The organism is Achromobacter sp. RW408 (assembly GCF_003184165.1).
GTDB lineage: Bacteria > Pseudomonadota > Gammaproteobacteria > Burkholderiales > Burkholderiaceae_B > Achromobacter > Achromobacter xylosoxidans.
Window position 1 is genome coordinate 194934 of record NZ_QHHO01000040.1, and the last position, 14051, is coordinate 208984.

The following is a 14051-nucleotide window of genomic DNA, read 5'->3' on the forward strand; positions in this document are numbered from 1 at the left end:
CACAATCTGCCCCGGCATTCTTCACAAACTCCATACAAAGCGGGAAAGATCGGCGCGGCATCCCTGACTAGCATGACGGCAGTTCTCCAAAGAGGGTCGTCCGCTCGTCATGTTCACGCTTACCCGCCTGGCCGCCGTTGCCATGCTCCTGATCGTCGCGGGCGGTTGCCAGGGCGTCGCCCCGGCCGCGCCGCCCGCCATCGCCAAGGGCGACTATCCGGCGGTGGTGGCGTACCTGAAGCAGCGCATCGCCTACGACATGGATGCGCAGCGGGTGCCGGGCCTGTCGATCGCGATCGTCGATGACCAGCGCACGGTCTGGAGCGGCGGCTTCGGCTACGCCGATGCGGCGCGCCACCGCAATGCCACCGGCGACACGCTGTACCGCGTAGGCGCCATTTCCAAGATCGTCACCGCCGCCGGCGTGCTGCGTGCCGCCGACGACGGCCGCCTGTCGCTCGACGTGCCCGCGGCCCAGGCGCTGCCGCACTGGGAAGCCGAGCCGCGGCGGGTCGCCATGCACTGGATGGGCACCTATCCGTTCACCGCGCGCCGCCTGCTGGCGCTGCGGCCCGATACGCTGGAAGACACCATGGGCCGGGCCCGCGCCGACATGGGCTACGCCTTGCTCGGCGACATGGTCGCGCACGTGGCCGACGAGCCGTTCGACGCCTACGTGCGGCGCACGCTGCTGCGGCCGTTGAACATCTCCCGCGCCGGTTTCCGGCTTGCGGCCGAAGGCGACGAGGTGCGCGAATTGCGCGCCGCCGGCTACCGCCGCGGCATGCCGTGGACCGAGCAACCGCAGTCCAACGAGGCTGCCGAAGGCCTGTGGGCCAGCTCGGCCGAGATGGCGCGGTTCTCCAGCATGCTGTTCGCGGGCGGCACCTACCAGGGCCGCCGCATCCTCAAGGACGAATCCGCGCTGGCCCTGCTGAATCTGGAGACCGTGGCCAGCGGCATGGAACTGGAATGCCGCCTGGCGCTGTCGTGGCTGGCGGCGCCGTGCGACCGCGACTACATCGCCGGCGATGCCCTGCGCCAACACAGCGGCGCGACCGAGGCCTTCCATGCGCGCTGGGTGCTGGCGCCGCGCGAAAAGCTGGCGGTGCTGGTGATGAGCAATGCCGATAGCGCCGAACCGCTGGTGACCTCGGTCTCCAGCCTGGCGATGAACCTGATGCGCCAGGCCAAGGGCGTGGCGCAAGAGTAGGTCCGCGCCGCGATGGCCGCGGCGCGTGTTCGATTTCCCCACAACCTCGTTTCCCGGATGTACTTATGAAGCGATATCCCTCTATGTCCCTGATGCAGCGCCGCGCCGGCGCGGCGTGTCTGCTGGCGAGCCTGCCAGCGTTGTCGTTCGCCGCGGGCGGCCAGCAGGTCGCCGACAACTCGGTCTATGGTTCGCGCGGCGCCAGCTCGCGCGGCATCGAGGTGTCGACCGGAACCGAAAAGCCGGCCGATGAATGGAAGTTCTACGGCACGCTGGGCGTCGGCTACGCGCCGCGCTACAGCGGCAGCGACGAAAGCTCGGCGCTGCCCATCGTCGGCCTGGGCATCCGCAGCCCGGGCGGCTTTTTCCTGAATACCGATCGCGGCCTGGGCTGGGAGACCCAGGCGCTGGACAGCACCTTCCGCTTCTACCTGGGCGCCAGCGCCTCGCGCAAGGACCGCAAGAAGGGCTTCGAAGGCTCCAACAAGCTGCGCGGCATGGGCGAGATCAAGAGCCGCGCGCAGATCGGCATGGACGCCGAGACCACGCTGGGTCCAGTGACCCTGTCGGCCACCGTGGCGCACGCCTTCAAGAAAAGCAGTGAACACAGCGACGTGGGCAGTGGCTACACCCTGTTCGACCTGGGCGCCAGCACCACCGTGTACGAGGGTTCCGCGGGCGCGATCTCGCTGTCGCTGAACGGCACCTTCGGCGACGGCAACTACATGCGCACCTGGTACGGCGTGAGCGACAGGCAGTCGGCCAATTCGGGCTATCGCCGCTACAACCCCAAAGGCGGACTGGAAAGCGTGGGCCTGGGCGCGAGCTGGGTGCTGCCGCTGAGCAAGGAGTGGTCGTGGACCGTGGCCGCCGAGGCGCGCCGCCTGTATGGCGATGCGGCCGACAGCCCCATCGTCAAGGAGCGCAACCAGTACTCCATCGGCACCATGGTGACGTACACGTATTGAGCTTGTCCCTTCCCGGACGGGTAGGGTGGCGGCGGGGCCGGCCGGGCGGATTGCCGCCGGCCCCGCGCATTGAGGAGCCTTACAGGCCCTGCACGCGGCGGCCGGTGTCGGCCTCGAACCAGTGCAGCGGATGGCGGCCGTCGGGGCCGACGTTGACGCGGTCGCCGACCTTGGCCGAGGACTCGGACAACTGGCGCGTCGTGCAGCGCACCACCAGCGTCGACTTGCCGCAGCGGCAGTGGACCAGCTGTTCGGAACCCAGCGTTTCGACCATCTCGACTTCGGCCGGCACGCCCTGCGTGTTCAGCAGCATGTGCTCGGGGCGCATGCCCATGATCACCTTGCGGCCACGCACCTGCGACGGCACCTGCAGCGGCGAGATTTCCAGCGCCAGGCCGTCGACGGTCTGCACCGTGCCGTCGCCGGCCACGTTGACTTCCATCAGGTTCATCGGCGGCGAGCCGATGAAGCCGGCGACGAAGGTCGAGGCGGGTTTTTCGAACACTTCCATCGGCGTGCCGATCTGCTCGGGCACGCCTTGGTACATGACGATCATGCGGTGCGCCAGCGTCATGGCCTCGACCTGGTCGTGCGTCACGTACAGGCTGGTGGTGCCCAGGCGGCGGTGCAGCTTCATGATTTCCAGGCGCATCGCCACGCGCAGCTTGGCATCCAGGTTCGACAGCGGTTCGTCGAACAGGAACACCTTGGGTTCGCGCACGATGGCGCGGCCCATGGCCACGCGCTGGCGCTGGCCGCCCGACAGGGCGCGCGGGCGGCGGTCCAGCAGGTGGGTCAGCTCCAGGATCTGGGCGGCGACGTCGACGCGCTTCTTGATCTCGTCCTTGGAGAACTTGCGGATCTTCAGGCCGTACGCCATGTTCTCGAACACGGTCATGTGCGGATAGAGCGCGTAGTTCTGGAACACCATCGCGATGTCGCGTTCGGCCGGCTCGAGGTTGTTGACGACCTTGTCGTCGATCACGATCTCGCCGCTGGTCACGGTTTCCAGGCCGGCGACCATGCGCATCAGCGTGGACTTGCCGCAGCCCGAGGGGCCGACGATGACGATGAATTCACCGTCCTTCACATCCATGTCGATGCCATGGATGACCGGCACGTTGCCGGCGTAGGTTTTCTTTACGTTGCGAAAGCTGAGAGTAGCCATGAGTTATTCGTATCGGAGTCGTTGTCGTGGGGGCAGCAGGCCGAAGGCGCGGCGTGGGGGCCTCATTTTTCAGTGTCGACCAGCCCCTTGACGAACCATTTCTGCATCAGGATGACGACCAGCGCCGGCGGGATCATCGCCAGCATGGCGGTGGCCATGGTGATGTTCCATTCGGTCACGCTGTCGCCGCCGCTGATCATGCGCTTGATGCCGATGACGACGGGGTACATGTCTTCCTGCGTGGTCACCAGCAGCGGCCACAGGTATTGGTTCCAGCCGTAGATGAACTGGATCACGAACAGCGCGGCGATGCTGGTCTTGGACAGGGGCAGCAGCACGTCGCGGAAGAAGCGCACCGGACCCGCGCCGTCGATGCGGGCGGCCTCGATCAGCTCGTCCGGCACCGTCAGGAAGAACTGGCGGAACAGGAACGTGGCCGTGGCCGAGGCGATCAGCGGCAGCGTCAGGCCGGCGTAGCTGTTGAGCAGGCCCAGGTCGGCCACCACCTTGTAGGTGGGCGCGATGCGCACTTCGACCGGCAGCATCAGGGTGACGAAGATCATCCAGAAAAAGAACATACGGCCGGGGAAGCGGAAATACACCACCGCGAAGGCCGACAGCAGCGAGATGGCGATCTTGCCGATGGAAATCGCCAGCGCCATGATCAGGCTGACGTACATCATGCGGCCCACCGGCGCGCCGGACGAGCCGCCGGAGGAGCCGCCAAAGAGCGCCTGCATGTAGTTGTCGACGAAGTGCGGACCGGGGATCAGCGACATCGGCGCGGAAGCCACTTCCTGCGCGGTCTGGGTCGACGCGACGAAAGTGACGTAGAGCGGAAAGGCCACCATGGCCACCCCGCACAGCAGGATGACGTGGGCCAGAATATCCAGCCAGGGACGGCGTTCAACCATTGTTATCTGCCTCGAGAATCAATACTGCACTTTGCGGTCGACGTAGCGGAACTGCACGACCGTCAGGGCAATCACAATGAACATCAGCACCACCGACTGGGCCGCGGACGAGCCGAGGTCCAGGCCGCGGAAGCCATCGCTGTACACCTTGTAGACCAGGATCGAGGTCGACGTGCCCGGACCGCCCTGCGTGGTGGTGTCCACCACCGCGAAGGTGTCGAAGAAGGCATAGATGATGTTGACCACCAGCAGGAAGAAGGTGGTGGGCGAGAGCAGCGGGAACACGATGCTCCAGAAGCGGCGCGACGGGCTGGCGCCGTCGATGGCGGCGGCTTCGATGAGCGAGCGCGGGATCGATTGCAGGCCGGCCAGGAAGAACAGGAAGTTGTACGAGACCTGCTTCCAGACGGCGGCGATCAGCACCAGGATCATGGCCTGGTTGCCGTCCAGGCGCGGGTTCCAGTCGACGCCGGCCTGGCGCAGGGCCACGGCCAGGATGCCGACCGAGGGCGAGAACAGGAACAGCCACAGCACGCCGACCACGGCGGGCGCGACGGCGTAGGGCCAGATCAGCAGGGTCTTGTAGAGGCCGGCGCCGCGGATCACGCGGTCGGCCATGACGGCCAGCAGCAGCGACACGCCCAGGCCGACCACCGCGACCAGGATCGAGAACACCGCCGTGACACGGAAGGAATCGAGGTAGGCCTGCTGCGAGAACAGTTCCATGAAGTTGTCGAGGCCGACGAACTCGGAGGACAGGCCGAACGCATCTTCCAGCCGCATCGACTGCCACATGGCCTGGCCGGCGGGAAGGAAGAAGAAGACCACGGTAATGACGATCTGCGGCAGGAGCAGCAGATAGGGCAGGGTCTTATGCCCGAAGACGACACGTTTTTCCATAGGGGGAACCCAAGGTACGAAAAGCGGCGGTTGGATTAACCGCCGCCTGGTGAAACAGCCGCCGGGGTGGGCCGGCCGGCCTGCGGCGCGGGGATGCGCCGGTACTCATAAAACACGATAGGCTTAAAGCCCTAAAAAAACCAGGGCTTTAAGCCTTGTTCGCCAGGGGCAAGTCCTTGTTGCACAACGGGAATCGTGCATCGCGGGACTTGCCGGCAAGCCACGGAACGGGCGTTACTTTACACTCTTCTCGAACTTTTCCAGCAGTTCGTTGCCGCGCTTGACGATGTTCTCGGCGCCGTCCTTGGCCGAGACCTTGCCCGACACGATACGTTCGATTTCAGCGTCCTCGATTTCACGGATCTGCGGCAGGAAGCCCAGGCGCAGGCCGCGCGATTGCGCGGTGGTTTCGACGTTCAGCTGCTTGACGCCGACTTCGGTGCCCGGGTTCTTGTCGTAGAAGCCTTCCTTCTTGGTCAGCTCGTAGGCGGCCTTGGTGACGGGCACGTAGCCGGTCTGCTGGTGCCAGCGGGCGGCGATTTCCGGGCTGGCCAGGAACTTGAAGAACGCGGTCACGCCCTTGTAGGTTTCCGGCTTCTTGTTGGCGAAGACCCACAGCGAAGCGCCGCCGATGATGGTGTTCTGCGGCGCGCCCTGCACGTCGCCGTAGTAGGGCAGGGTCGAGGTGCCGAACTCGAACTTGGCGTTCTTGGCGATGTTGGCGCGCAGGCCCGACGAACCGGTGATCATGGCGCACTTGCCGCTGATGAACAGCGAGTTCGGCTCGTCGCCGCGGCCGCCGTACATGAAGATGCCTTCCTTGCCCAGCTTGGCCAGGTTTTCCAGGTGGCGCACGTGCAGCGGGGTGTTGATGGCGATGCGGGCGTCCAGGCCGCCGAAACCGTTATCCTTGGTGGCGTACGGCACGTTGTGCCAGGCCGAGAACGTTTCCAGCTGGACCCACGACGGCCACGAGGTGGTGTAGCCGCATTCCTGGCCGGCGGCCTTGAGCTTCTGGCCGGCGGCGGCCAGTTCTTCCCAGGTCTTGGGCGGCTTGTCGGCGTCCAGGCCGGCCTTCTTGAAGGCGTCCTTGTTGTAGTAGAACACCACGGTCGAGCTGTTGAAGGGCATCGACACCAGCTTGCCGTCGGCCGACGAGTAGTAGCCGGCCACGGCGCCGATGAATTCCTTCGGGTCGATCGGGTTGCCGGCTTCTTCCGACATCTGCTGCACCGGCTTGATGGCGCCCTTGGCGTACATCATGGTGGCGGTGCCGACTTCGAACACCTGGAGGATGTCCGGGGCGTTGCCGGCGCGGAACGCGGCGATGCCGGCGTTCATCGATTCGCCGTAGTTGCCCTTGTAGACGGCCTTGACCTGGTAGTCGGGGTTCTTCTTGTTGAACTCGTCGACCAGACCGTTGACGCGGTCGCCCAGCGCGCCTTCCATCGAGTGCCAGAACGTGATTTCGGTGGCCGCGTGCGCGGAGGCGCCGGCAAAGGCCGCCATCACGGCGGCGAAGGTAAGGGCAATTCGGTGGGATCGCATGAGAGGTTTCCTCCAGTTGGTCGTGTCGCGACCGGGGTTGTCCCGGCGCGGAAAACACGTCACCTTATGAATTGTTTGTGACAAAACCGTGACTTTCACATCAGTTAAAACGCCTGTCAAATTGCGCGTTTCAGGCGCGAACGAACATTTTCTTTTTTTTCCCGCCGGGGCGGCCCGGTTTACAATCGCATCCTATGAAAAACGAACTTTCGATTGCGTTCATCGGCGGCGGCAATATGGCCGCCGCGCTGGCCTCGGGTCTTGCGGGCAAAGTATGCCCCGCCGGCAGCATTCATGTCATTGACATTAACCAGGATTCGCACGCTGCCTGGCAGGCTCGCGGCATGACCACCGCGACCGCCCCGGACGAGGCCCTGGCGCGCTGCCGCGTATGGGTGTTCGCGGTCAAGCCACAGAACATGAAAGACGTTGTGGCTTCCACGCGTCAGTGGTTGCGCGACGACACTTTGGTGATAAGCGTGGCGGCCGGGATCCGCGCCGACACCCTGGCCGGCTGGCTGGGCACGCCCGAGGCGCCGTGGCGCCGCCTGGTGCGCTGCATGCCCAACACGCCGGCGCTGGTCGGCGCCGGCATCACCGGCCTGGCGGCGCTGGATGGCGTGGGGCAGGCCGACCGCGACCTGGCCGCCACCATGCTGGCCAGCGTCGGCGAAGTGGTCTGGGTGGCTGACGATGCCGCGCTGGACGCCGTGACGGCGCTGTCGGGCAGCGGCCCGGCCTATGTCTTCCTGTTCCTGGAAGCCCTGATCGCCGGCGGCCAGAAGGTCGGCCTGACGGCCGAGCAGGCGCGCCAGCTGGCGCTGGGCACCTTCGCGGGCGCCACCAGGCTGGCGGCGGAATCCTCCGAACCGCCCTCGGTGCTGCGCGAGCGCGTCACCTCCAAGGGCGGCACCACCGCCGCGGCGCTGGCCGCGTTCAACGCCGCCGGCTTTGCCGGCATCGTCGAGGACGCCATGGCCGCGGCCGCGCGGCGTTCGCGCGAGCTGGCCGAGGAGTTCGGCAAGTGAGTCACGCCGTTGCGCGCTTTGCCCCCATGAGCCGGGCGCAGTTCGGCATCGCCGTGCTGTGCATGCTGGTGGTGGTGGTGGGCTCGAACATCCTGGTGCAGGTGCCGCTGAACGACTGGCTGACCTGGGGCGGCCTGTCGTATCCGGTGGCGTTCCTGGTGACCGACGTGCTCAATCGCCGTTTCGGCCCCGCGGCCGCGCGCCGCGTGGTGTGGTTCGGTTTCGCAGCGGCGCTGGTGGTGTCGGTGTGGGTGGCGTCGCCGCGCATCGCGCTGGCCTCGGGGCTGGCCTATATCTGCGCGCAACTGGTCGACATCCAGGTGTTCGATCGCCTGCGCGACCAGCGCTGGTGGCGCGCGCCGCTGGTTTCCGGCGTGCTGGGCGCGATCCTCGACACCGCGGTGTTCTTCAGCGTGGCCTTCGCCGCCAGCGGCGCGCCGTGGGTCACCTGGATGATGGGCGACCTGGCGATCAAGCTGGCGGTCAATATCAGCATGCTGGCGCCGTTCCGCGCGCTGATGTGGAACCTGGCCAAGCCGGCCAGCGTGTGATTGTCGAAAATCAGTCGGTATTAATTAACGGGATAATCATTATCCGTAAGACTCGCGTAAGTACTGTATGAAAATGCGCGGTCAAACGGCGTATTAATGATTATTCATATAAATCACCTGCCATCGATTCGCGCGCCACGCCATGGGCAATCCAAGGCGCGGCGCGGATTTCCCCTGCGATTTCACGCACTTGTCGTACTAATCCGTCACGATTAAAGGTTTCTCCTGAAATATTGGGGATTACACGCAGTGACAGTATGTCTGCTTGCTTCCAGAATACCGCCCACACCGTGTTTTTGCCCAAGAAGCCGGCGACGGGCGATGCGGGTTTAGGGGTATCCACCCGATAAACCGGATCGAACAGAGCCGCTCAAAACCTCGCTGGAGAACTCCGCATGAAGTTTCTGCATCGCCTTACCCCGGTAGCTATGGCATTCGGGGCGCTTGCCCTGGCAGGTTCCGTGCACGCCGCCGATACGATCAAGATCGGCATCCCGCAGCCCATGACGGGCCCCAACACCCAGTACGGCGACCAGATCCAGGCTGGCGCGCTGACTGCCATCGAGACCATCAACGCCAAGGGCGGCGTGAAGGGCAAGAAGCTCGAACCGATCCTCATCGACGACGGTTGCGAACCGAAGCAGGCCGTGCCGGCCGCCAACCGCGTGGTCAATTCCGGCGCCAAGTTCGCCGTGGCCCATGCGTGCTCGGGGGTGACCGTGGCCGCCGTCAACGTCTACGAACAGGAAGGCATCGTCGGCATCACCCCGGGCGCCACCTCGCCCCTGGTCACCGACACCATCAAGCCGCACTTCTTCTTCCGCACCATCGGCCGCGACGACCAGCAGGGTCCGTACGCCGCGCGCTACATCGCCAACACCCTCAAGCCCAAGAAGGTCGCCGTGCTGCACGACAAGCAGACCTACGGCTCGGGCGTGGCCACCCAGGTCAAGGACACCCTGGCCAAGGAAGGCGTGAACGTGGCGCTGTTCGAAGGCATTAACGTCGGCGACAGCGATTACTCGGCCATCATCACCAAGCTCAAGTCGGCCGGCGTCGACCTGGTCTATTTCGGCGGCTACCACCCCGAACTGGGCCTGCTGCTGCGCCAGTCGCGTGAACAGGGCCTGAAGGTCCAGTTCATGGGTCCGGAAGGCACCGCCAACCAGGACCTGGTGGCGATCGCCGGCCCGGCCATCGACGGCCTGCTGGTCACGCTGCCCGCCGACTTCACCAAGCTGCCGGCCAACGAAAGCATCGTCAAGGCTTTCAAGGATGCCAAGCGCGATCCGGACGGCGCCTTCCAGATGCCGGCCTACGCCGCGGTCCAGATCCTGGCCGACAGCATCACCGCGGTGGGCGAGGACCCCGCCAAGGTGGCCGACTACATGCACAAGACCACCTTCAACACCGGTATCGGCAAGGTCGAGTACGACGCCAAGGGCGACCTGAAGAACTTCGAGTTCGCCGTCTACAAGTGGGACAAGAACGGCAAGAAGACCCAGCTGTAAACTCCCGCGATTCCGCCGGCGTGGTGCCGGCGCGAGGGCCTGTCGTCGTCGTTGTGCCGTAATCCGCGTAGCGATGCGCCAAAAGCGCTGTGCGGCCGGCAGGCGGTGATCACAGGCCCTTAAAATACGCCCAGGTTTCCGGCTCCGGGTCTCTCTACCGGAGCCGGAACTATTTGGAGCAAGAGAAATAATGTCCGACCTCATACCCCAACTTACCCAGCAATTCTTCAACGGATTGTCTCTGGGCGCGATCTACGCGTTGATTGCCATCGGCTACACAATGGTCTACGGCATCATCGGTATGATCAACTTCGCTCACGGCGAAATCTACATGATCGGCGCCTATGTCGGCCTGGTCACCCTGACGGCCATCGGCACCAATAGCGGCCTGCCGGTACCGTTCATCATCGCCGCGATGCTGCTGGTGGCCATCGTCGTCACCGGCATCTACGGTTTCAGCGTCGAGCGGGTCGCGTACCGCCCGGTGCGGGGCAGCCCCCGCCTGGTGGCGCTGATCTCGGCCATCGGCATGTCGATCTTCCTGCAGAACTGGGTCGCCCTGGGCCAGGGCGCGCGCGACATGGCGGTGCCTTCGCTGGTGTCCGGCGCGGTGCAGTTCCACATGGGTTCCGACTTCGATGTGACGGTGCCGTATTCGCGCATCATGATCATCCTGGTGACCGTCGCCCTGATGGTCGGCCTGACGCTGTTCATCAAGTATTCCCGCATGGGCCGCGCCTCGCGCGCCTGCTCGCAGGACATGCACATGGCCAACCTGCTGGGCATCGACACCAACCGCGTGATCTCGTTCACCTTCGTGATGGGCGCGATCCTGGCGGCGGTGGGCGGCGTGCTGATCGCCATCACCATCGGCAAGCTCAATCCCTTCATCGGCTTCCTGGCCGGCATCAAGGCCTTCACGGCGGCGGTGCTGGGCGGCATCGGCAGCATTCCCGGCGCCATGCTGGGCGGCGTGCTGCTGGGCCTGGCCGAAACGTTCGCGGCAGCCTATATCTCGTCGCAGTACAAGGACATCGTGGCGTTCTCGCTGCTGGTCCTGATCCTGCTGTTCCGTCCCACCGGGCTGTTGGGCAAACCTGAGGTGGAAAAAGTCTGATGTCGAACAACAACCTGAAAAACGCCACCATGGCGGCGGTGCTGACCGCCGTCATCGTCACCCCCGTCTTCGGCCTGCAACTGATCCGCCAGGGCGCGCGCACCTCGATGGAGTCGCACTGGTCGCTGGTGGCCATCGCCGCCGCGGTCGTGTTCGTGTTCCAGCTGCTGCGGCCCTGGATCGCCAAGCCGTTCCAGAAGCTCAAGGTGGGCCTGCCGACGCTGCCGTCGGCCCCGGCCAAGAACAACAAGCTGCTGATGCTGCTGATCCTGGCGGTGGCCGTCACCTGGCCATTTTTCGCCGGCCGCAGCTCGGTCGACATCGCCACGCTGGTGCTGATCTACGTGATGCTGGGCCTGGGCCTGAACATCGTGGTCGGTTTCGCCGGGCTGCTGGACCTGGGCTTCGTCGGGTTCTATGCCGTGGGGGCCTACACCTATGCCTTGCTGTACCACTGGGGCGGCTGGAGCTTCTGGGAAGCGCTGCCGTTCTCGGGCGCCATGGCCGCCTTGTTCGGCTTCGTGCTGGGCTTTCCGGTGCTGCGCCTGCGCGGCGACTACCTGGCCATCGTGACGCTGGGCTTCGGGGAAATGATCCGCCTGCTGCTGATCAACCTGAACACGCTCACGGGCGGTCCGGACGGCATCTCGGGCATTCCCAAGCCGTCGGTGTTCGGCCTGGAAATGACGCGCCGGGCAAGCGAGGAGGGCGCGACCACGTTCCACGACTTCTTCGGCCTGACGTTCCAGAACCAGCACATGGTGATCTACCTGTACATGATGGCGCTGCTGCTGGCGCTGGTCACGCTGTTTGTCTCCACGCGCCTGATCCGCATGCCGGTCGGCCGCGCCTGGGAGGCGCTGCGCGAGGACGAGATCGCCTGCCGTTCGCTGGGCCTGAACCCGACCCGCATCAAGCTGTCGGCCTTCACGCTGGGCGCGACCTTCGCCGGTTTCGGTGGCGCGTTCTTCGCGGCGCGCCAGGGCATGGTCAATCCGGAATCCTTCACCTTCATCGAGTCGGCGCTGATCCTGGCCATCGTGGTGCTCGGCGGCATGGGTTCGCAGGTCGGGGTGATCCTGGCGGCGATCCTGCTGACGGTGCTGCCCGAGCTGGCGCGCGAGTTCGCCGAGTACCGGATGCTGATGTTCGGCCTGGTGATGGTATTGATGATGATGTGGCGTCCGCAGGGGTTGTTGCCCATGAAGCGTCCCCACGTGGAGCTGGCTAAATGAGCGAGGCATTGCTGAAAGTATCCGGACTGACCATGCGCTTCGGCGGCCTGCTGGCCGTCGACAGCGTGGCGTTCGAAGTCAAATCCGACGAGGTGTTCGCCATCATCGGCCCCAACGGGGCCGGCAAGACCACCGTGTTCAACTGCGTGGGCGGCTTCTACGCGCCGACGGCCGGCGATATCGTGATGGACGGCAAGTCCATCACCGGCCTGCCCAGCCACAAGGTGGCGCGCCATGGCCTGGTGCGCACGTTCCAGAACGTGCGGCTGTTCAAGCAGCTGACGGTGCTGGAGAACCTGCTGGTGGCGCAGCATACGCAGGTGGAGGCGCGCCTGCTGCCCGGCCTGCTCAAGACCAAGGCCTACCGCCAGGCGGAGGCCGATGCGTTGTCGCGCGCGGCCCAGTGGCTGGATTTCATGGGACTGCGCGAGTACGCCAACCGCGAGGCCGGCAACCTGGCCTACGGCCACCAGCGCCGCCTGGAGATCGCGCGCTGCATGATCACCAAGCCGCGCCTGTTGATGCTGGACGAGCCGGCCGCCGGCCTGAACCCGCAGGAAAAGCGCGATCTGCAATCGCTGATCGACCAGCTGCGCCGCGAGTTCGGCGTGGCGGTGCTGCTGATCGAGCACGACATGAGCCTGATCATGGGCATTTCGGACCGCATCCTGGTCATGGAACACGGCAAGCCCATCACTACCGGCACCCCCGAGCAGGTGCGCAACGACGAGCGCGTCATCAAGGCGTACCTGGGGGAGGAATAAATGCTGAAGCTGGAAAACATCCACACCTACTACGGCGCCATCCAGGCGCTGAACGGCGTGTCGGTGGACGTCAACAAGGGCGAGATCGTGACCCTGATCGGCGCCAACGGCGCCGGCAAGACCACGCTGCTGATGACGGTCTGCGGCAATCCGCGAGCCAAGGAAGGCAAAATCACCTTCGAGGGCGAGGACATCACCAACAAGGACACCCACCACATCATGCGCAATGGCATCGCCATTTCGCCGGAAGGGCGGCGCGTGTTCAAGGACCTGACGGTGGCCGAGAACCTGAAGATGGGGGGCTTTTTCTCCAAGCGCGAGGAGATCCAGGCGGGGATTGACCACGTCTATGGATTGTTCCCGCGCCTGAAGGAACGGGCCAGCCAGCGCGCCGGGTTGATGTCGGGCGGCGAGCAGCAGATGCTGGCGATCGGGCGGGCGTTGATGACGCGGCCGCGCCTGCTGCTGCTGGACGAGCCGACGCTGGGGCTGGCGCCATTGGTGATCGCGCAGATCTTCGACATCATCCGCGAGATCCGGGAACAGGGCGTGACGGTGTTCCTGGTCGAGCAGAATGCCAACAAGGCACTGCAGGTGGCGGATCGCGGCTACGTGCTGGAGAACGGGCGGGTCGTGCTGCAGGATACGGGGGCGAATCTGCTGGTCAATGACCAGGTTCGGAAGGCGTATCTGGGCGGGTGATTCGAATTACGGTTTATTCCCCGCGAAGGGAAATTTGGGCGCTGCTGAAAGGGGCGCCCTTTTTTTGTCTTGTCGGCGCGGATGGTGCTTCGTAGGTCGCCCGAGGCGGGTGGCCGGTGGGCACGGCAGGCCAACGATTGCGGTCCGGCGCGCGGGCGCCGGACTTCCCCTGCGTCAACCTCGTACGCCTTCGGCTCCCTTCGGTTTCCCTCGGGCGCATCGACGGCCCGCCGCGCCCACCGGCCACCCACCTCGGGCTGCGGATTGCGAGGCTTGTCGCGTTGCTGGAGCGTGGGGTAAGGGGCGACGTTTGCGGGGCCCGCAAAGATCGGCCGCGCGGGCGGCCGATCTTTGCATACGCGCTGATTTTGCGTCGGGAGGATGACGCTGTGCGCTTGGGGAGGGGGTGACCCGCCGGGGAGGGGAGAGAGA

At 65.2% G+C, this 14051-nt stretch carries 14 protein-coding genes; 9 read left to right on the top strand and 5 right to left on the bottom strand.

Annotation, left to right across the window (positions count from 1 at the left end):
- Nucleotides 1-109 precede the first annotated feature (109 nt).
- Together DK459_RS08480 and DK459_RS08485 are read left to right on the top strand one after the other, a co-directional pair.
- Nucleotides 110-1213: a serine hydrolase gene (locus tag DK459_RS08480; protein WP_024068770.1), complete on the top strand. Its 1104-nt coding sequence runs from the start codon at nt 110-112 to the stop codon at nt 1211-1213.
- A gap of 83 nt (nt 1214-1296) precedes the next feature.
- Entirely contained in the window at nt 1297-2181 is an 885-nt protein-coding gene (locus tag DK459_RS08485) for a MipA/OmpV family protein (RefSeq protein WP_024068771.1), read from the top strand.
- A 79-nt stretch (nt 2182-2260) separates the two neighbouring features.
- On the opposite strand, the gene DK459_RS08490 is transcribed toward DK459_RS08485, so the two are convergent.
- The 4 genes from DK459_RS08490 to ugpB all read right to left on the bottom strand — a co-directional run bounded on the left by DK459_RS08490 (nt 2261) and on the right by ugpB (nt 6711).
- On the bottom strand, nt 2261-3349 hold the full coding sequence (locus tag DK459_RS08490) for a sn-glycerol-3-phosphate import ATP-binding protein UgpC (protein ID WP_020927546.1): 1089 nt from the start codon (nt 3347-3349) through the stop codon (nt 2261-2263).
- A gap of 62 nt (nt 3350-3411) precedes the next feature.
- Complete coding sequence (ugpE, locus tag DK459_RS08495; RefSeq protein ID WP_006386445.1) at nt 3412-4263, bottom strand: sn-glycerol-3-phosphate ABC transporter permease UgpE; 852 nt, start codon at nt 4261-4263, stop codon at nt 3412-3414.
- 18 nt (nt 4264-4281) lie between these two features.
- Nucleotides 4282-5163: a sn-glycerol-3-phosphate ABC transporter permease UgpA gene (ugpA, locus tag DK459_RS08500; RefSeq protein WP_006386446.1), complete on the bottom strand. Its 882-nt coding sequence runs from the start codon at nt 5161-5163 to the stop codon at nt 4282-4284.
- Nucleotides 5164-5397: 234 nt separating this feature from the next.
- Entirely contained in the window at nt 5398-6711 is a 1314-nt protein-coding gene (ugpB, locus tag DK459_RS08505) for a sn-glycerol-3-phosphate ABC transporter substrate-binding protein UgpB (RefSeq protein ID WP_006386447.1), read from the bottom strand.
- A gap of 194 nt (nt 6712-6905) precedes the next feature.
- Between ugpB and proC the strand changes: the two genes are divergently transcribed.
- A complete protein-coding gene (gene proC, locus DK459_RS08510; RefSeq protein WP_006386448.1) occupies nt 6906-7739 on the top strand; it encodes a pyrroline-5-carboxylate reductase in 834 nt (277 codons plus the stop codon).
- 26 nt (nt 7740-7765) lie between these two features.
- Entirely contained in the window at nt 7766-8290 is a 525-nt protein-coding gene (locus tag DK459_RS08515) for a queuosine precursor transporter (protein ID WP_047993491.1), read from the top strand.
- A 100-nt stretch (nt 8291-8390) separates the two neighbouring features.
- Here the strand turns inward: DK459_RS08515 and DK459_RS30370 are convergent, their stop codons facing one another.
- On the bottom strand, nt 8391-8633 hold the full coding sequence (locus DK459_RS30370; protein ID WP_146221883.1) for a hypothetical protein: 243 nt from the start codon (nt 8631-8633) through the stop codon (nt 8391-8393).
- 52 nt (nt 8634-8685) lie between these two features.
- Between DK459_RS30370 and DK459_RS08520 the strand changes: the two genes are divergently transcribed.
- The 5 genes from DK459_RS08520 to DK459_RS08540 all read left to right on the top strand — a co-directional run bounded on the left by DK459_RS08520 (nt 8686) and on the right by DK459_RS08540 (nt 13619).
- Complete coding sequence (locus DK459_RS08520) at nt 8686-9801, top strand: branched-chain amino acid ABC transporter substrate-binding protein (protein WP_006386450.1); 1116 nt, start codon at nt 8686-8688, stop codon at nt 9799-9801.
- Between the two features lie 190 nt (nt 9802-9991).
- Nucleotides 9992-10918, top strand: a complete 927-nt coding sequence (gene livH / locus DK459_RS08525) for a high-affinity branched-chain amino acid ABC transporter permease LivH (protein ID WP_020927547.1) — start codon at nt 9992-9994, stop codon at nt 10916-10918.
- Complete coding sequence (locus tag DK459_RS08530) at nt 10918-12153, top strand: high-affinity branched-chain amino acid ABC transporter permease LivM (protein WP_006386452.1); 1236 nt, start codon at nt 10918-10920, stop codon at nt 12151-12153. Before livH ends, DK459_RS08530 begins: the two co-directional genes overlap by 1 nt.
- Nucleotides 12150-12917 (top strand): high-affinity branched-chain amino acid ABC transporter ATP-binding protein LivG, encoded by a 768-nt coding sequence (livG, locus tag DK459_RS08535; RefSeq protein ID WP_006386453.1) that lies wholly within the window; start codon nt 12150-12152, stop codon nt 12915-12917. The genes DK459_RS08530 and livG overlap by 4 nt, the downstream gene beginning before the upstream one ends.
- The gene (locus DK459_RS08540) at nt 12918-13619 is read left to right on the top strand and encodes an ABC transporter ATP-binding protein (RefSeq protein WP_006386454.1); all 702 of its coding nucleotides are present in this window, start codon (nt 12918-12920) and stop codon (nt 13617-13619) included.
- The last annotated feature ends 432 nt before the right edge of the window (nt 13620-14051 follow it).